The sequence below is a fragment of the Allorhizobium paknamense genome (assembly GCF_030815125.1).
GTDB lineage: Bacteria > Pseudomonadota > Alphaproteobacteria > Rhizobiales > Rhizobiaceae > Allorhizobium > Allorhizobium paknamense.
Window position 1 is genome coordinate 130,376 of sequence record NZ_JAUSWH010000014.1, and the last position, 15,581, is coordinate 145,956.

At 54.9% G+C, this 15,581-nt stretch carries 18 protein-coding genes and 1 tRNA gene; 9 read left to right on the forward strand and 10 right to left on the reverse strand.

Features of this window, described 5'->3' with window-relative positions:
* The first annotated feature begins 166 nt into the window (after positions 1-166).
* Complete coding sequence (locus tag QO005_RS18725) at positions 167-613, forward strand: metallopeptidase family protein (protein WP_307159587.1); 447 nt, start codon at positions 167-169, stop codon at positions 611-613.
* A gap of 152 nt (positions 614-765) precedes the next feature.
* Here QO005_RS18725 and QO005_RS18730 read toward each other — a convergent pair whose 3' ends face one another.
* Both QO005_RS18730 and QO005_RS18735 read right to left on the reverse strand, forming a co-directional pair.
* Positions 766-972: a DUF1737 domain-containing protein gene (locus QO005_RS18730; protein WP_307159588.1), complete on the reverse strand. Its 207-nt coding sequence runs from the start codon at positions 970-972 to the stop codon at positions 766-768.
* Positions 969-1,847, reverse strand: coding sequence for an HpcH/HpaI aldolase/citrate lyase family protein (locus QO005_RS18735; RefSeq protein WP_307159589.1), 879 nt, complete (start codon positions 1,845-1,847; stop codon positions 969-971). The genes QO005_RS18730 and QO005_RS18735 overlap by 4 nt, the downstream gene beginning before the upstream one ends.
* Before the next feature lie 191 nt (positions 1,848-2,038).
* On the opposite strand from QO005_RS18735, the gene QO005_RS18740 reads away from it, so the two are divergent.
* Together QO005_RS18740 and leuD are read left to right on the forward strand one after the other, a co-directional pair.
* Complete coding sequence (locus QO005_RS18740; RefSeq protein WP_307159590.1) at positions 2,039-2,266, forward strand: hypothetical protein; 228 nt, start codon at positions 2,039-2,041, stop codon at positions 2,264-2,266.
* Between the two features lie 108 nt (positions 2,267-2,374).
* Positions 2,375-2,980: a 3-isopropylmalate dehydratase small subunit gene (leuD, locus tag QO005_RS18745; protein WP_307159591.1), complete on the forward strand. Its 606-nt coding sequence runs from the start codon at positions 2,375-2,377 to the stop codon at positions 2,978-2,980.
* Between the two features lie 319 nt (positions 2,981-3,299).
* Here the strand turns inward: leuD and dcd are convergent, their stop codons facing one another.
* The 3 genes from dcd to QO005_RS18760 are packed head-to-tail and all read right to left on the reverse strand — an operon-like array spanning position 3,300 to position 5,242.
* A complete protein-coding gene (gene dcd, locus QO005_RS18750; RefSeq protein ID WP_307159592.1) occupies positions 3,300-3,911 on the reverse strand; it encodes a dCTP deaminase in 612 nt (203 codons plus the stop codon).
* Complete coding sequence (locus QO005_RS18755) at positions 3,898-4,932, reverse strand: hypothetical protein (protein WP_307159593.1); 1,035 nt, start codon at positions 4,930-4,932, stop codon at positions 3,898-3,900. The genes dcd and QO005_RS18755 overlap by 14 nt, the downstream gene beginning before the upstream one ends.
* The gene (locus QO005_RS18760) at positions 4,919-5,242 is read right to left on the reverse strand and encodes a hypothetical protein (protein WP_307159594.1); all 324 of its coding nucleotides are present in this window, start codon (positions 5,240-5,242) and stop codon (positions 4,919-4,921) included. Before QO005_RS18760 ends, QO005_RS18755 begins: the two co-directional genes overlap by 14 nt.
* A 392-nt stretch (positions 5,243-5,634) precedes the next feature.
* On the opposite strand from QO005_RS18760, the gene QO005_RS18765 reads away from it, so the two are divergent.
* On the forward strand, positions 5,635-6,390 hold the full coding sequence (locus QO005_RS18765) for a hypothetical protein (protein WP_307159595.1): 756 nt from the start codon (positions 5,635-5,637) through the stop codon (positions 6,388-6,390).
* A gap of 146 nt (positions 6,391-6,536) precedes the next feature.
* Here QO005_RS18765 and QO005_RS18770 read toward each other — a convergent pair whose 3' ends face one another.
* From QO005_RS18770 to QO005_RS18780, 3 genes are all read right to left on the reverse strand, one after another.
* Positions 6,537-7,790 (reverse strand): plasmid recombination protein, encoded by a 1,254-nt coding sequence (locus tag QO005_RS18770; RefSeq protein WP_307159596.1) that lies wholly within the window; start codon positions 7,788-7,790, stop codon positions 6,537-6,539.
* A gap of 12 nt (positions 7,791-7,802) precedes the next feature.
* Positions 7,803-8,189, reverse strand: coding sequence for a hypothetical protein (locus QO005_RS18775; RefSeq protein WP_307159597.1), 387 nt, complete (start codon positions 8,187-8,189; stop codon positions 7,803-7,805).
* A 232-nt stretch (positions 8,190-8,421) separates the two neighbouring features.
* Positions 8,422-9,711 carry a hypothetical protein gene (locus QO005_RS18780; RefSeq protein WP_307159598.1) on the reverse strand — a complete coding sequence of 430 codons (1,290 nt, stop codon included), beginning with the start codon at positions 9,709-9,711 and terminating at the stop codon, positions 8,422-8,424.
* Between the two features lie 818 nt (positions 9,712-10,529).
* Here QO005_RS18780 and QO005_RS18785 point away from each other — a divergent pair.
* The gene (locus QO005_RS18785; protein WP_307159599.1) at positions 10,530-11,081 is read left to right on the forward strand and encodes a recombinase family protein; all 552 of its coding nucleotides are present in this window, start codon (positions 10,530-10,532) and stop codon (positions 11,079-11,081) included.
* Positions 11,082-11,353: 272 nt separating this feature from the next.
* On the opposite strand, the gene QO005_RS18790 is transcribed toward QO005_RS18785, so the two are convergent.
* Together QO005_RS18790 and QO005_RS18795 are read right to left on the reverse strand one after the other, a co-directional pair.
* On the reverse strand, positions 11,354-12,931 hold the full coding sequence (locus tag QO005_RS18790; protein WP_307159600.1) for a DUF6538 domain-containing protein: 1,578 nt from the start codon (positions 12,929-12,931) through the stop codon (positions 11,354-11,356).
* Positions 12,932-13,017: 86 nt separating this feature from the next.
* Positions 13,018-13,107: transfer RNA gene (locus QO005_RS18795), tRNA-Ser, on the reverse strand.
* 275 nt (positions 13,108-13,382) lie between these two features.
* Here QO005_RS18795 and rplU point away from each other — a divergent pair.
* The 4 genes from rplU to QO005_RS18815 all read left to right on the forward strand — a co-directional run bounded on the left by rplU (position 13,383) and on the right by QO005_RS18815 (position 15,364).
* Positions 13,383-13,697: a 50S ribosomal protein L21 gene (gene rplU / locus QO005_RS18800; protein ID WP_027487114.1), complete on the forward strand. Its 315-nt coding sequence runs from the start codon at positions 13,383-13,385 to the stop codon at positions 13,695-13,697.
* A 38-nt stretch (positions 13,698-13,735) separates the two neighbouring features.
* Positions 13,736-14,008 carry a 50S ribosomal protein L27 gene (gene rpmA, locus QO005_RS18805; protein WP_307159601.1) on the forward strand — a complete coding sequence of 91 codons (273 nt, stop codon included), beginning with the start codon at positions 13,736-13,738 and terminating at the stop codon, positions 14,006-14,008.
* A gap of 139 nt (positions 14,009-14,147) precedes the next feature.
* Positions 14,148-14,786 carry a GNAT family N-acetyltransferase gene (locus QO005_RS18810; RefSeq protein WP_307159602.1) on the forward strand — a complete coding sequence of 213 codons (639 nt, stop codon included), beginning with the start codon at positions 14,148-14,150 and terminating at the stop codon, positions 14,784-14,786.
* On the forward strand, positions 14,783-15,364 hold the full coding sequence (locus tag QO005_RS18815) for a GNAT family N-acetyltransferase (protein WP_307159603.1): 582 nt from the start codon (positions 14,783-14,785) through the stop codon (positions 15,362-15,364). The genes QO005_RS18810 and QO005_RS18815 overlap by 4 nt, the downstream gene beginning before the upstream one ends.
* Positions 15,365-15,581: the final 217 nt, after the last annotated feature.

Here is a 15,581-nt window from a genome sequence, read left to right on the forward strand (position 1 = left end):
AGCCCGGTGTATTGGTATCAGGCGCATGCCATCAAGCCAAACTGGCTGACGGGCAGCGCATGATTCGTTGTTCTCACGCAATTCCGAACGCAAAACCGAGTTACACTTTTGCTGGAATTGCTTTAAAGCGTAGGGCGCGCCACAGATGCGCGCTTCAGGAGTATTCATGGCTCGGGTCGATCAATCGGAAGATTGGCGTGAAAAGCATGCACCGACGATCAGCGTTTTCGAATCGCTGGCGATTGAAGCCTTCGGCAACCTTCCCAAGGAATTCCGGGATCTGACGGGCAATCTGGTCATTGAGATTGCCGATTTTCCAACCGATGACGTGTTCGAGGACATGGCGCTGGAAACGCCCTTCGATCTTCTCGGCCTGTTCGAAGGCAAGGGCATCACTGAACGGTTCAGCATGGAAACCGGCGACCTGCCCAACCGCATCACCCTCTATCGCCGCCCCATCATCGACTATTGGGCGGAAAATGAGGAAACGCTGGGCGATATCATCACCCATGTTCTGATCCATGAGATCGGCCACCATTTCGGCTTGAGCGATGACGACATGGAGCAGATCGAAGCCAGCGCCGAAGAGGCGGCACAGCCCGGCAGATCCTGAAACCACCGGGCCTTGCCTGATTGGATTTATACCAAGGCGCGAAGATGCGTCAGCCTCCTCGCCTTGAAAGAATTTCGAATATCTCAAATGCACCGAGGGCTTGAGATATTCGAAAGGGGAATACGAAGGGTCATTTTCAATGACTCTTCGTATTACTGCTCACCGAGCTTCATGCTCGGATCATAGTCCTTGCCATGCACCGTCTTCACCACCGCCTGACCGCAATACATCTGGTTTGCGGCGGCGTTGAAGGAGAGCGTCGGCGAGCCGTGCAGTTCCCACCCCTTGTTCAGAGCATCGGTGACACGATGACAAAAGGACGAATCGTCCGGGCCGGTGAGGAAGCGATAGACTTTCATGGGATCTGAGCCTTTCTGTCTTGGATATGGGAAAGTTTTTGCAGCAGGACCTTTGCCTGATCGGCATGCAGCCTCTCGATCATCCGGCCCTGGTGGTTGATCACGTTGAGATGGGCGGCCTCCGGTGCCGCAAAGGCCGCGACAATCTCCCGCGCTTCGGCAATCTCGGCCTCAGACGGTGAAAAATGGCGATTGGCCGCTTCGATCTGCGCCGGATGAATGAGCATCTTGCCATCGAAGCCCATGGCGCGGCCCTGCGCGCATTCACGAGCAAAGGCTTCGATATCCCGGAAATCATTGGAGACACTATCCACCACGCTCAGTCCATAGGCGCGGGCGGCCAGCACAACCTGCATCAGCCAGGGCAGCAGCATGCGGCGCTCCGGCTCGGCGGGAACACGGCTTTCCTTGCGAAGATCGTTCAGGCCGACGATAAAGCCATCCACGCCCAAAGCGGAAGCAGCCTCGGCAATGGCGGCAATATGCAGCACGGCTTTGGGGGTTTCGATCATAGCCCAAAGGCGTGGCCCCTCGCCCATGGCCTCACGCAGCCGCGTGAGATCGCCCGGCGCCTCTACTTTTGGAAGAACAAGGGCTGAAATGTCCAGCTCCGCTGCCAGCGCCAGATCCTCCGCCTGATGGTCGCCTGCGCCGTTGATGCGCAACAGCACATCCTTATCGCCCGGACGGCCTTGCGCAAAAAAGCCCCGCAACGCCTGCCGCGCTTCCGCCTTCCGGTCAGCGGCTACCGAATCCTCCAGATCGAGAATGATGCCATCACAGCCAAGCACGCGGCTCTTTTCCAGGGCCTTGGCGTTGATGGCGGGCACACTCAACAGCGAGCGGCACAGTGCGTAGGCAGGTCTGCTGGTCAATTTTTTATTCCTCAAGCGCGGCAGCTTGCCGCAGGCTGATCGATCGCTCGAACTTACCCCCTGAACTTAAAGGGTTATTTCGCGAAACGATCAGGCAGCTACGACATGCGGAACCCATGGGCTGCGACCTCATTAACCCTTGCAAAGCCTTGAGAGAAGCCCCACCTTCCTCTTGTGAAAGGATGATGACGATGCAGACACTTCGCTTGTTCGCTCTTGCCGCTGTTGGGATTGCCGCGCTGACCGCGGCTGCCTTCCTGACCTTCTCCCTGACGGTGGTTGCCGGCCTGATGATGACCGCCGCCCTTGGCTGGCGTGCGTTGACCATGAAGGCCAAACCGATGCCGGTTTACGCGCGTGCGGAAAAGAAGCCGGTCCGCGTGTGGAATGACGGTCGCGGCACGATCATCGACATGTAATCGGGCACCCTCGGGCCGAGCGAGAGAAGAGATACAGATTCTCCTTCAAATCGGCTCGATTTTCCTTTAAGGCAGGCTCAAACAGAGCAGGTCGGAAGGTTAACCCGAATGGACAAGTTCACGAAACTGACGGGCGTTGCGGCGCCCTTGCCGGTGGTCAATATCGACACCGATATGATCATTCCGAAGGACTATCTGAAAACCATCAAGCGCACCGGTCTTGGCAAGGGCCTGTTTGCTGAAGCACGTTATCTGGAAGACGGCTCGCTCAATCCCGATTTCGTGCTCAACAAGCCGGCCTATCAGAACGCCAAAATCCTGGTGGCCGGTGATAATTTCGGCTGCGGCTCTTCACGCGAGCATGCGCCGTGGGCGCTCCTCGACTTCGGCATTCGCTGCGTAATCTCCACCAGTTTCGCCGATATCTTCTACAACAACTGTTTCAAGAACGGCATCCTGCCGATCGTTGTCTCCCAGGAAGATCTGGACAAGCTGATGGACGACGCCCAGCGCGGCGCAAACGCCGTGCTGACCGTCGATCTCGAAGCCCAGGAAATTTCCGGCCCTGATGGCGGCAAGATCAAATTCGACATCGACGCCTTCAAGCGCCACTGCCTGCTGAACGGCCTGGACGATATCGGCCTGACACTGGAAAAGGCTTCCGCGATCAGCAATTTCGAAGCCCAGAACTCCGCAGCCCGCCCCTGGGTTTAAGGGAATCAGCGATTGCCATCATCAAAGCGGCCCCCGTGCGGGCCGCTTTTTTGTGTTTAGCTGCGTGAAAGAGCAAAGAATGTCTTCGCGCGTTCGCAAAAACACGCCTGACAGAACATCAACTGCAAATAAATCTTATGGCGGAGAGGGTGGGAATCTCGCCATGCCGCTCGAAAAGCCGAGAAACAAAGGGTTTGAGGCCGCTGCAATTTAGGTGTGTGTACCAATGTTTTGTACCACCAGCAACCTCTGAAAATAGAGAGAGCTGGCCATCTGTCGCAAGGTCAGAGACCAGTTTGGCCGAAGGGTTCCGACAGTCTCAAGGCTTAATGGCTAGTTTGGCTAGAGCGGCTAAATCAGGGTCGCGATCAAATCTCGAAACCGTAGGACGAACGTCACCGTAGTATTTGCGTACGTCGCCATCGAGATAGCTATGTTCTTTAGAAACACTGTAAAGTCTGAGCTGAACTAACCGGCTTCCAACCACCAACTCCAATGGAGTATTGCTGTGATTAGCCAGCTCCAGCGACACGCATCCGCGATATCCTGGCTGGAGCATGGTATTCAGTTGAATTCCAAGTCTTGCATAGCTAGAACGCACGATCACGTCTCCGAATACATTGGACGGCAGGCAAATATATTCAAGAGTAGTGGCTAGTGCGATTTGGTTTGGATAGAGGATAAATCTCTCTCCAAGGTCTCGGCGAGTTCCTTGAAAGTGCCGTTCCGCTCCACGGGAGCCGTCGCCGTCGCCATCAACCCCAATAAATGCCTTTCTGCTATATATAGATACAAGGAAATCGTATCCGAGCCGCAAATCTATCGAAACTGCGCCAATCTGGTTATCTTCCAGCAACGGTTCGATAAATAGAGAGTTCGGCTCATCTGCCTTGAGCAGCGCAACAATCTCTCCCTTATCAAGGATTTCCATTTTTCCACCGTTCGCCAATATCAAAGTTACGGATGCTTTTCTCAACTAAGTCATTGACTATTCTGACGACCTCTTTCTGAGATTGGCCAGCCCAAACACCTGTTTGATTTTTGCGTTTTTCTTCCATGTATTGGAATCCGGAAAGATATATTCCGTGAATCTCACTTATTGACGAAAAAGTCGTCGGCCTCATATTATCGAAATATTTTGCGACGTCTGGCTTAGAATATCGAATCTGAAGCGAAGGCCTTCCGAGCTGCTTTAACGCATTTTGAAATGCATCTATCAAATCATTCTTGGAGCCCGCCAGAAAATCCGCAACCAGGGCCGTGCGAAGTAACGTCGCGGGGTGAGTGAATGAAGCAGGCTGCACGCCCGCGAGAAGCATCAAGAGGCCTGTCGATACCTCGCCGCAATAACTAGCGGCAAAGAGGTCGGCGAAGTGTTCCCTAAGATAATTCAGAGCGACCTGCGGCTGTGGAGGAGGCGGGTTCATGCTCATCAGAACAATTTCACTGACGCGATTAGTAATATCAATAAAATGACCAAGTTCGTGATATAGCGGAATCGCAAATAGCGGTTTTGATCTGTATAGACGGGGAAAAGCTATCTGAATTAGCGAATATTGGCTCGCCGGGAGCGAGAAGGTCGGGATAGTATTCGCGACGAACTTCCAAATTCCTTTTGAAGGCCGAAAATAAAAATTTTGGTCGTCTAAAAGTGCCGTGGTGATGACGTCGCTGTTATGACCCCAGTCAGCAAGTGCAAGCTTCAGACTGTACACCACTTCATATGGGACTTCGCCGGATACGCTACCACTTAAAAACATCTGCTCATCGAACAGAATGCGCCGAATTTCCATTATTATTGGTGCTGGAATAGCGGCTTCATTCTGATCAATGAAATCGATCAGATCAATTAGCGAATCTGAGTGATCCAGCAGCGGTTTCTCAAAGTAGCTAGACCGCCGTATCTTTACCAATTGATCTCGTATCAGACGGAGATCATCAACTGCGAACATCCACACCTTCGACGCGATTCAGAAATTTGCTCGCAATTTCTGGGCTTATTTTTTCGAAGGAGTCAACTGTCTTTGCAGAATCAAACAGATCGCCTTGATCTAAGAGATCGAACGCCAAACTAATCGCCTCTGGTGACACGTTAGAGTTGGCCTTCGTAATATCTGACGCCACCGACTTTGCCTCGTCGAGGATGCGCACAACATAAGTTTTGAGAGAGGGCGGAACCTCTTGGTTCCCAGCTACCATTGATAGCGCTACGCAGAACAGATTGAGGTCGTCCCGTTCAACGGGTCTTACAGCTGCCAACATGGAACCTCCTTATGGGACCTAAAAATCCCGTCATAGTTACCTGTCGAATCGCTTCTTTGGCTGCCGCTATTTAAGGCCTAACACCCGAGTCAACAGCTTTCAACGGGATAGTGCATTTTTTTTGTTGACAGTCGGTAAACTCTTTCGAATCGATTCCAGTTCCCATTATCGACATCGGAGCATACTTCAGGCTGACGCCCTGAAAATTTCCACTGGAGTTACCTGTCTAAGCTCGCCCATAGGTCGCGGTCAGAGCCTGCCAGAAATACGCGGTTGCGGCTGTCGACCTCTTTCCGAAAGGACATTTTGCTCTCTGCTGCCATCCCTCCCGGCGACTTTTTACCCTGTTTCTTGCAACGAGAGCGGCGAACATCCTTCCAAAGGAGAACGCCATGTTTCAGCGCAAGCTTACGCCCAACCAAATTTCGAAAATCGAGAAACAGAAGGAACGTCTACGACGCGAGCGGCAGCGGCGCGGAGATGAATTGCGTCGGCGCATCGAACGCCTGCGTCGACAAGTTTCGGAAGCTCGTAGGAGACGACAGCGACTGCTATTGTTGTTCTTAATGGCGGTTCTGGCGATACAGGAATCGATTTCATCGGCATTCGCTCGCTCATTCAGCCACCGTTCCGATCCCATCGCGGACGCAAGCAACTGGACACCTGACCCTGTGAACGATTTCGCACCCCAGGACCCAAACGACGACTATTGCGACGGTTACTCATACACGCAATGGAGCAAAAATTTGAAGGAGCGCGGGATTTGCCTCAGCCGGAAAGCAGAACGTCAAAAGGCCTGGGAGTCCGATCCGAGTTATCACCTGTTTCCCAGGCGTTACAGAGAATGGGGTTATCGACCATATATCGGTCAAATTATGGAAGAGCTAAGCGCGCCATACTGGCGTCAAGATGCCCTCACGGCGCTAAAGCTGTTGTGTCCACCGGGGACGCATAAATATCTCACAGAGGCATACGCTACAGACCCTGGCGACCTGCGGCAGTGCCTTGCAACTCATGATGCTGACATTGTCCATGCACTTCAGACCCGCACCATTCTGTGGGAGGAACGCAAGCGTCGAGAAGCCGAACAAGCGCGGAAGGCAAAAAACAACAAGTCTTATGATGACGAGAAAGGCTTCAATCCGTGAAAGCTCCGCTGTCTCGGAAGCATCGCAGAATTTTTAGCCGACCGTGCGCTCAGGAGAGAATTCGCGTACGATTGAAGCGGTAATCGACTATTGAATGCGGGGGGCTGCTCCGATCAATCGAAGCCTGCATCACTGCACATCGCCGCTCAAACTTTTCGGTTTTTTCCAAATTGAGGTTTCAAGACCGGTGTCGGAGCAAGTGACAGTTCCGGCGCGCGTTGATCGGCGTCGTACGAGAGTGTCAAACGCAGCCGGTCGCGCTCTATTCCCAAGCGCATGGCGGCATCCTGCGCAGCTCGCGCCTTCTGTTCGGCCTCATGCTTCCGCCGCTCCGCATCCAGCCTCTTTCGGTCCGCTTCTTTTGCTGCCTCACGCCAACGGTCGATTTCGCTGGCAAGCTCAGCACGGACCATTTCCGCGATACGAGAGTGCCGAATCCCATCCCACGCCGCTCGAAGTTTTCCGGCCCAACCGCTGTATCTGATGGCCGTCGCAGTCAATGCCCGAGCCTGCTCCCGTTCCTCAATTGCGCGGTCTTGTGCAGCCAGGGCATCGATGGTCATCCTTTGCGCCGCATCGCGCTCTCGATTGGCGGAGGCAGCGATCTCTGCCGCTTTCGCTCTCGTGCTATTAATAAATGCTTGACCGGCTTTCCTGACCTCTTGCGCTCGTCGGTTGGTATTTTGCAACGCTTTGGCCTGTGCCTTCTCCTGCTGCCACTCGGCCCGTGACAAGCGGCGGCGGCGTGGTCCCAGACGTGCCAAGCCACAGGGTGCCGCAACCGCGTCATAATATGAATCCTGCCATGCCCGCATCGCGCTTTTGTAAGCCGCGTCAGCTCGCTTCCTCAGCGCTTTTTGATTTTCACCCTCAGCGGGACCAGCAGACATGATAGACCGCTTGATTGTCACGCCGGGGTGGTACTGCTGGGCCTTTAGACCAGGGTCTGATAAGGGAATAACGTAGGCATGAACGTGAAAATACGCCTCATCCTCATGACGAACCACTGATATTAAATCGTCACCGTATTGCGAGCGAAGCCACGCGACAGTTCGCTTTTCCCAAATTTCGGCTTCCGCTTTCTTTGCCGGATCGGCGCGGATTTCCTCCATGCGGTGAGGATGCGAGGCAACGACTGTGTACAGCGTTTTTTGGTCTAACCTCACCTTGCGGGTCTTGCCGCCTTTCACCTGGACCGTTGCAGAAGCCACGACGGAATCGTGAAGCTCCTGCGTTGCCTTGACATCCAGGCCATACACAACGATGGGCGGCATGGGGTTCTTGACGTGGACGGAGGCTTCCGGTTTTCGGGAAGCCTCCGCAAAAACGAAATCAACACCACGGCCCTGCGCATCCGGTTTTCGTGAAAAAGACTCAAGATGCGCAAACTGGTAGCCCATGGAGGCCTCCTGTTATGCGCCGCGCCGATCCAATTCACCGCCGAGCAGGCAGTCGAGGCTTGCCCAATCACCTACTTCAGCCGCCAGGGCGTATTTCAGGGAATTAGCCCGCTCTTCCAGGCCGCGTATCCAGCGCGTGACATAGCCGTAACGAGGATGGTCTCTCAATGCGTCATATGCCCGGTTTAGCATTACGGGCGTTTGTGGAACCGAACAGGAGTGGCCGTGAATCTCCCGCCATTCATCTGCGGATAATGCCTGCCAAGTTGCAGCAAGCTCGGGATCGTCTGCGCACATCGTCATGTAGAGAGCGGTCAGAACAAATGCCTGCGCCATGTCGAGATCAGCGGTACAGGCGACCCATTGCGGAATTGTTTTCATAAACATATCGACACCCAAATTAGGAATTTACTCCTTTTATGTTGGGTGCAAAAACGGTGGGCGCAAAGCGGATTGTGAGGCGTAGAGCAAAGCTGTAGTGACCGATTACCACTATCTGCGATGGTGTCGGGGCCTTCAGCCGGACCCCGCCGGGGGCAATTTCGCCATCTCAAAGATGACGACGCAGCCAAACAGTTTGGCACTCATATCGTTTCCGAAACGTTCAAGCCGTGTGAGCGCTTCGCAAGGATCACGCCGCAAGCGCGTCGATTGCTGCCGCTTCTTCTTCGGACAGCCAGCGCCCTTCGAACATCTGTTCAAAATCCCGCATGAAATCAGTTGCCGAACCGGCCGCGTTCAGAACTTCAGTCTCCGTCAAGCGTACGCCATATGTTGCTGCTAGGTCATCAATAATTGGCTTCATGCTGCTGCGCTGCCCGACGGCACTTTCGTGCCGCCGCAACCGCTCTCCCGCGATCATTGCGACACTTGCCGCATCACCGTTCTTGATATCCCAACGATGCCCACCTTGCTTGATGGCTCGTTCGTATCGAGCGACATCCTCCCGCCGCTCCGCCTTGTCACGCTGATCCAATTGGATCATTCGGCGCATTGCCTCTTCCGCTTCGGCACGGAGGCGCTCATTCAATGTGGCAGAAGCTTCCTCGTTGCGTTTGGCAGCAATAATATCGCTATCGGCCTCCGTCTCGCGCACAGCTTCTGAAAATCCACCGGCACCGCCCCATTCGACACGCCGCAAGAAAGTTGATGCGAGGCGGTAGTTCATCCAGCGCGACCAGACCGCAGCCTTGACAGTACCGATGACCTGACCACGTTCGTGGTGCTGTTGTTCCTCCGGTTCGGATTCAAAACCGCCGTCTTCCGCGTCCCGTTGAGTATCGGGGCCGATGCCCAGCTTCTTTGCGAGCGAAGCGGAAACCACGCACGAACGCGTGCCTGGCATCGCTTCTTGGTACTCGCTCCATTTCGCAAACATATACTTTGTGCGTGGCGCTGTCTGGTCACCATCAGCGGCTTCCAGCGCTATGTCCCAGGGTGTCAACGCGTCTGCGTCACCTTTGTCGCCATCATCATCGATGCGCCAAGACATACTGCCCTTTGTCGTGTATCCCGCAGCCTTTTCCGCATCATGCGCCACATGCGTTTTGCAGCTATTGCGCCTAGACGCGACACATCCAGATTTGTGAATCTGGGCCACATAAGCTTCTTCAAGCCACCGGCCCGCTGCAAATCCTCGATCTTGGATCATCTCCTCCAGGCGAGCATCGTCGTATTCCGACGCTTCATATTCGGCGTCAGTTGGGCCATCGATCACAACAGCAAGATGCTGGTGATAGTGCCACCCGTGCTTCTCGCCCAGTTCGACTTCCTGCCCGACGACGACACCAAGAATACCATACTCCCGGCACGCATCGCGCCAAGCGCGACCTTTTCTAGACTTGCTGGACGCCTGCTGGATCAGAGTCTTGAGAGCGGCGAGCGACGTTGATTTTCCATGATAAGCCGTAAGCGCAACCATGGCGACGGCTCCGCCTCGGGCATACGCCGCTTGCGTTACCTTTAGAACCCGCTCCATGCGCTTAAGCGCCAGCCGACGAGCACAGACAGGGCAAAGCCACGGGCTATCACATCTAAAAACCCCCGACACGCCTGCTTGAACACCACCGTTTTCATCGCCGCGATAATGAATGTTTACATGTGCGGCGGTGTCAGCCGGGCGTCCACACCCACAGACAGCAGGACCACGGGCATCCTTGTCTTTTGGACGGCAAAGGCGCTGAATCTTTTCGAGTAAGGACCATCTTTTGACGACCGTGGAGCCACCAAACTGGTGCTTATCTTGTGTCGATAACTGACTCTCAGGAACCGTAGCCCCTCCAGTACCTAGCGCGTGGCGGCTTCCCTTATGTCCCGATTTACGCGAAGCGCAAACGGCGGCACGCACGGCGACTTCACCTTTGGGGATGGAATGGATTGACAATGCAGATGCAGAGCCGCCCAAAAGCGTCAGAACAGGTGACTGGCTCCCCGGCTTTTGGGAGATGCGCCCACGAGCGGCGCTCACTGGAGCGTCAATGGAGTATTTACAAAATCAAAGTAGTCGTTCACAATCATGAAACAATCTCTAATGAAAAGCCGCCGAGGGTTCCAGCCCGATGACAGCGGCTTTTTCATATTTGGGCTGGAATGCTTCGGCGTCAACCTCATTCGGATGCCTCATTTGGGTGTACCCAAACGATGCAATTGCGTGAGACATCTTTCGCGTCTCAATAGGGTTTACTTCCAAATTATAAGACGACACACTCTATGCATCTAAATCCTATTGAGACACATACGATGACAGGACAGCTTTACGGATATGCCCGCGTTTCAACCTCCGATCAGGACCTCGCCATTCAAGAGGCGGCACTTAGAGCAGCAGGATGCACGATCATCCGCGCCGAAAAAAAATCCGGTACCACGACGGGCGGACGCGACGAGCTGCGAACACTACTCGATTTCACACGAAGAGGTGACACCGTCCTTGTCACGCGCATCGACCGACTGGCGCGCTCGATTGCCGACCTAGACGCGATAGTCAAAGAACTAGAGGCGCGCGGCGTCGCCCTTAAGGCCACCGAGCAGCCAATCGACACTTCTTCAGCAGCAGGTCGCGCGTTTCTGCAAATGCTCGGCGTTTTCGCCGAATTCGAAACGGCCATTCGCAAAGAGCGCCAGCTTGAAGGTATAGCCAAGGCAAAAGCAGAAGGTGTCTACAAAGGCCGGAAGCCCTCGATAGACACCGATCAAGTCCGGGCACTGGCCGCATCCGGCTTTGGAGCATCCGAGATCGCACGGACAATGGGAATTGGAAGAGCAAGCGTTTATCGAGTCATGCAACAACGATGACAATAAGCTCGCGGGGGCTTCAGCCCCCTGGCGCGGCCTACGGCCTTACCCAGCCCCCACCCTTATCGCCGGGGGGCTAGTCCGGACAGGGGCATTCGGCCTATGGCCTTCTGTACCTGTCCGGTTGCGATAGGATTTGGTCGCTCCGATCTATCAAGCACAACCAGCCGGGCCGAGTCCTCGCCTTCGGCTGCGGGCCGCACCACCCCGTCAGCTTCTGCTTGACAGCTCTTCAGCTTAGGGCACCCAACATCAATGCGAGGGCGACGGATTTACGTAGCGAACCTTTCCAGCTTACCTATTTCGTGAGCTAGCACGTCAGGCTCAAATTCGCCGTAAGCCTCGCCTTCGGTCGCAGGAACGTGACCCTGCATATAGTCACGAGCACCGACATCCATCTTCACCTTTCGCGCGCGGGTCTTGAAGCCGTGCCGCCATGCGTGGTTCGGCTGTATCTGATCGTCGTCTACGCCGATTTTCCGCACCCAAGCAGCGATGCGTTCGCCAACCTTTTTGTATTGGGGATTACCGTCTTGTCCGCCACGTGAACGGGCAGGATCGTAAAACAGTGGCGCATCATTTTTTGACCGCTTCACGAAATCTAGAAAGCCCTGCTCGACCAAATGCGGATGTATCGCAACAAATCGAGGAGCACCGTTTTTAGTAGACCCCGCTTCTGGGGTAATCCACATGAGCCAAACGCCATCATGGAGCTGAATATCTTGCTTTCGCAATTGAGCAATTTCGCCGACGCGCGCACCTGAGTAGGCGCAGAGCCACGGCAACCACCTGAACGCGCCGCATATCTGATCAGACATGCGATCAGATTGAGGCACCAAGGTAGCCCGTAGAATCGTAATCGCTTCCTCGCCGGTAAAATACGGCTTTCGCGTTTTTCGCCTTCTGGGAACCGCAACAGTGACACCATCAAGCGGGTTCGATGGAATACGGTTGTTCACAGCCCCCCACGCGCAGACCGTTCGCAACGCGGCAAGGTAGGCATCCTTCACCGTGTTCTTTGCAAGCCCGTCTTTGATGAGCTTGTCTTTCCAGTCAATGCACCACTGCTTCGTTAAGTCGCGTGCATCTGGCACTTCCACCGACACTTTGGCAATGATCGGCTTCCACCGCTTATAAGAGGCGGGTGAAATTTCCTTCTCGCGTGCGTAATCTTCGAAAATGGTTGTGATCAGGAATTTTTCCGAACCAACGTCCCCACGATTTTCACGCGCAGATGGCTGCGTTATTTCCAGCTTGGGGAAGCGGTCCGCTTTCCGATCAGGCGTATAGTCACCCAGATGAAAATTCATCAAAAGTTGACGAGCTTGAATCAAGGCCTGCTGAACATGATTGCGTAATAAATCGTAACTTTCGGTATCTAAAAGAATACCGCGCTTACTCAAATAGGCATCTAATTCAGGTGGCTCCAGTATTTCCTTCATCCAGGCATCTTTAATTACTTTTGCCCTGTCGGTATCCGCAAAGCCAACGCTGACGCTTTTATCGTATGGATTGAAATGCTTTTTCGCCAACACACCAAGGACAAACTTCGATTTTGAGGGCTTATCTTCATGCGCCGCAACATATTCGCGATAAATTTCGCCAGCCATCGCCAAGGCTTGTTTAAATGACAGTGAAATTCGACCTTTAGCGAGTTGCGCCCAACGAGCTTCGACCTCGGCAGAAACGCGAGCATGAATAACCTTGGCTTCGCGTGGGTCTCGGGTTCCGAGGGTGACCTTTTCCTTCCGTTTGCCGACAAGCGGAATCAGGTCTTTCGGTACTCTTTTGCGGAACTGATAAATCCCTGTGACGGGATGCTTGAACGGCTGAGTCATCTTAAGGACCATGTGGACCATCCTTGTGTACCAAGGCAGCGGTCTACAAACCCTTAAAACTCAAGCAGTTCAGCATTTCCAGGCTTTTCAAGGGGAAATGGCGGAGAGGGTGGGATTCGAACCCACGATACGGTTGCCCGTATGCCGCATTTCGAGTGCGGTGCTTTCGACCACTCAGCCACCTCTCCGGTTAAAACTGGTCGGCACCTTGGCGGTGCGGTGGGCTACATAACGGGCATTCAACCGGCTGGCAAGAGATAAATATCGAAAATTCAGGGCTTTTGCCTTGACAGGCGGCAGGGGCTCGCGTATCCGCATCACGACTTTAGATGTGGATAACTGCGTCTAATGGCTTTCCCGGGAAAAACGGGTTTCACCGGCAGGTTCGCCTGCCAATCCGACTGACAAAAAGACGGCCTTTCGCTTAGCGAAAAGAGCCGGAACGAACATGAAAGGTAAAAAAATGTTCGCAGTCATCAAGACCGGCGGTAAGCAGTACCGCGTAAGTGCCAACGACGTGCTGACCATCGAAAAGCTGGAAGCCGAAGCTGGTGCAACCATCGAATTCACCGAGGTTCTCGTTGTTGGCGAAGGCGCTGATGCCAAGTTTGGCGCTCCCTTCGTTGCCGGTGCAACCGTGAAGGCTGAAGTTGTCGAGCAGACCCGCGGCAAGAAGGTAATCGCCTTCAAGAAGCGTCGTCGCCAGAACTCCAAGCGTTCGCGCGGTCATCGCCAGCATCACACCGTCGTGCGCATTACCGACATCGTCGCTGCGTAATCCGGTCAACGAGAACTAAGGTTTAAAGGAGAACTCCAATGGCACACAAAAAAGCTGGCGGTTCCTCGCGTAACGGTCGCGATTCTGAATCCAAGCGCCTTGGCGTGAAGAAGTTTGGCGGCGAGACCGTCATTCCGGGCAACATTATCGTTCGTCAGCGCGGCACGCAGTGGCATCCGGGCGCGAATGTCGGCATGGGCAAGGACCATACCCTCTTTGCACTTTCCGCCGGTAATGTCGCCTACCGTACGAAGTCCAACGGCCGCGTATTCGTGTCCGTAATGCCGAAAACGGCGGAAGCCGCGGAATAAGCCGGTAGCGCGATAAAACAGCCGGCGTCTCATCGACCCGGCTGGCCGTAGCAGGTTCAGCAAAGCAAAAAGGGAAGATGGGGCGCCACCCACCTTCCCTTTTTCTTTGACCTCTTTTCAACCTGAAGGAGACTGAACCATGCAAAGCTTAATGTTGAGGGATGACCAATCGCGGTCGCCCGACGATCGGCTGAGGCCCGATCGGTTAAGGTCGAGTTGCCCCGTTCTCTTGTCGCAGCGGCTCGTTTTGCGCGCCCCGCACGTAGAAGACATCGACGCCCTTGCCCATCTCGCCAACAACGCCGCTATCGCCTCCATGGTATCCCGCATGCCGCATCCGTATACGGCGACAGACGCCGCGGATTTCGTGCGACGTTCCAATCTCGGCGAGATTGGCAAGTGCGTCTATGCCATCACGAAAGCGGATAATGGCGAGTTTCTCGGCTGCTGCGCGCTGGAGCCGCATGTCAACGATGCCGAAACGCTTGAACTCGGCTACTGGCTGGGCGAGCCCTATTGGAATAACGGCTATGCCACGGAAGCGGCCCACGCGCTGATCGACATGGCTTTCCGGACCCGGGAAGACATCACGTTTCTCGATGCCCGTTGCCGGGTCACCAATGTCGCGGCACGACGGGTCATCCAGAAAAGCGGCTTCCAGTTCCAGGGAACCGGCATGGTCGCGCATCTGGCGGGCCGGGGCATGATGCCCGTGGAATGGTACCGGCTGGACCGGAAGACCTGGATGTCGCTCAAGAGCTGGGGAGAGATGCGATGAACGCCGTTCTCGAACAGCCGCGCGCGATCACCAGCCCAGGCCCATGCCCGATCATCGAAACACACAGGCTGGTGCTTCGCCCGCATCGCATGACGGATGCCGATGCCATGGCGGCCTCCTTGAATGACTGGCAGGTGACGCGGATGTTGAGCCGCGTCCCCATGCCCTATCATCCCGAGGATGCACGCGATTGGCTGAACCGGGTCTGCTCCGGCACGCTTGCGGATTGGTATCTGGCCATAACCGAGGGCGATGACGTGCATATCGGCTCTGTCAGCCTGGAGCTTCGTCAGGGGCATTGGCATCTCGGCTACTGGCTGAACCGGTTTTACTGGGGGCAGGGGCTGATGACGGAGGCAGCCGGCGCGGCGATCGATCGCTTCCTGCGCCGCATGCCGGAAAGCGAGGTGCATTCAGGCGCCTTCGCCGACAATGCCGCCTCCTTGCGGCTGCAGCAGAAGCTGGGCTTCGTGCTGCTGGACTGCCGGGAAGCGTTCAGCCTCTCCCGCAATGCCATGGTGCCGTTGATCGAAACCCGGCTAAGGGCTCAGGATTTCCGGCGTCCCAAGGGGGCATGAAAGGTTGGGCGCGTATATCAAAAATACGCGTCCAACCTGCTGCATAATTCTTTAAATCGGAATCGATTTAAGGTGAAAATTATGCAGCAGATGTAAAGCACGTTGCCGCTTATCAGCCTCATGCAACGTGCTTGTCTTATGATTTTCCTGCTTCTTCGTGAGATAAAGAAGCGCCGGAGAGGGTGGCTGCCCTCTTCCGGCGATGGGGGACGGATCG

What these genes read in the sequence shown, in the direction of transcription:
- QO005_RS18725 (WP_307159587.1), top strand. Translation starts at nt 167, where the DNA reads ATGGCTCGGGTCGATCAATCGGAAGATTGGCGTGAAAAGCATGCACCG.
- QO005_RS18730 (WP_307159588.1), bottom strand. Translation starts at nt 972, where the DNA reads ATGAAAGTCTATCGCTTCCTCACCGGCCCGGACGATTCGTCCTTTTGT.
- QO005_RS18740 (WP_307159590.1), top strand. Translation starts at nt 2,039, where the DNA reads ATGCAGACACTTCGCTTGTTCGCTCTTGCCGCTGTTGGGATTGCCGCG.
- leuD (WP_307159591.1), top strand. Translation starts at nt 2,375, where the DNA reads ATGGACAAGTTCACGAAACTGACGGGCGTTGCGGCGCCCTTGCCGGTG.
- dcd (WP_307159592.1), bottom strand. Translation starts at nt 3,911, where the DNA reads ATGGAAATCCTTGATAAGGGAGAGATTGTTGCGCTGCTCAAGGCAGAT.
- QO005_RS18755 (WP_307159593.1), bottom strand. Translation starts at nt 4,932, where the DNA reads ATGTTCGCAGTTGATGATCTCCGTCTGATACGAGATCAATTGGTAAAG.
- QO005_RS18760 (WP_307159594.1), bottom strand. Translation starts at nt 5,242, where the DNA reads ATGTTGGCAGCTGTAAGACCCGTTGAACGGGACGACCTCAATCTGTTC.
- QO005_RS18765 (WP_307159595.1), top strand. Translation starts at nt 5,635, where the DNA reads ATGTTTCAGCGCAAGCTTACGCCCAACCAAATTTCGAAAATCGAGAAA.
- QO005_RS18770 (WP_307159596.1), bottom strand. Translation starts at nt 7,790, where the DNA reads ATGGGCTACCAGTTTGCGCATCTTGAGTCTTTTTCACGAAAACCGGAT.
- QO005_RS18780 (WP_307159598.1), bottom strand. Translation starts at nt 9,711, where the DNA reads ATGGTTGCGCTTACGGCTTATCATGGAAAATCAACGTCGCTCGCCGCT.
- QO005_RS18785 (WP_307159599.1), top strand. Translation starts at nt 10,530, where the DNA reads ATGACAGGACAGCTTTACGGATATGCCCGCGTTTCAACCTCCGATCAG.
- QO005_RS18790 (WP_307159600.1), bottom strand. Translation starts at nt 12,931, where the DNA reads ATGGTCCTTAAGATGACTCAGCCGTTCAAGCATCCCGTCACAGGGATT.
- rplU (WP_027487114.1), top strand. Translation starts at nt 13,383, where the DNA reads ATGTTCGCAGTCATCAAGACCGGCGGTAAGCAGTACCGCGTAAGTGCC.
- rpmA (WP_307159601.1), top strand. Translation starts at nt 13,736, where the DNA reads ATGGCACACAAAAAAGCTGGCGGTTCCTCGCGTAACGGTCGCGATTCT.
- QO005_RS18810 (WP_307159602.1), top strand. Translation starts at nt 14,148, where the DNA reads ATGCAAAGCTTAATGTTGAGGGATGACCAATCGCGGTCGCCCGACGAT.
- QO005_RS18815 (WP_307159603.1), top strand. Translation starts at nt 14,783, where the DNA reads ATGAACGCCGTTCTCGAACAGCCGCGCGCGATCACCAGCCCAGGCCCA.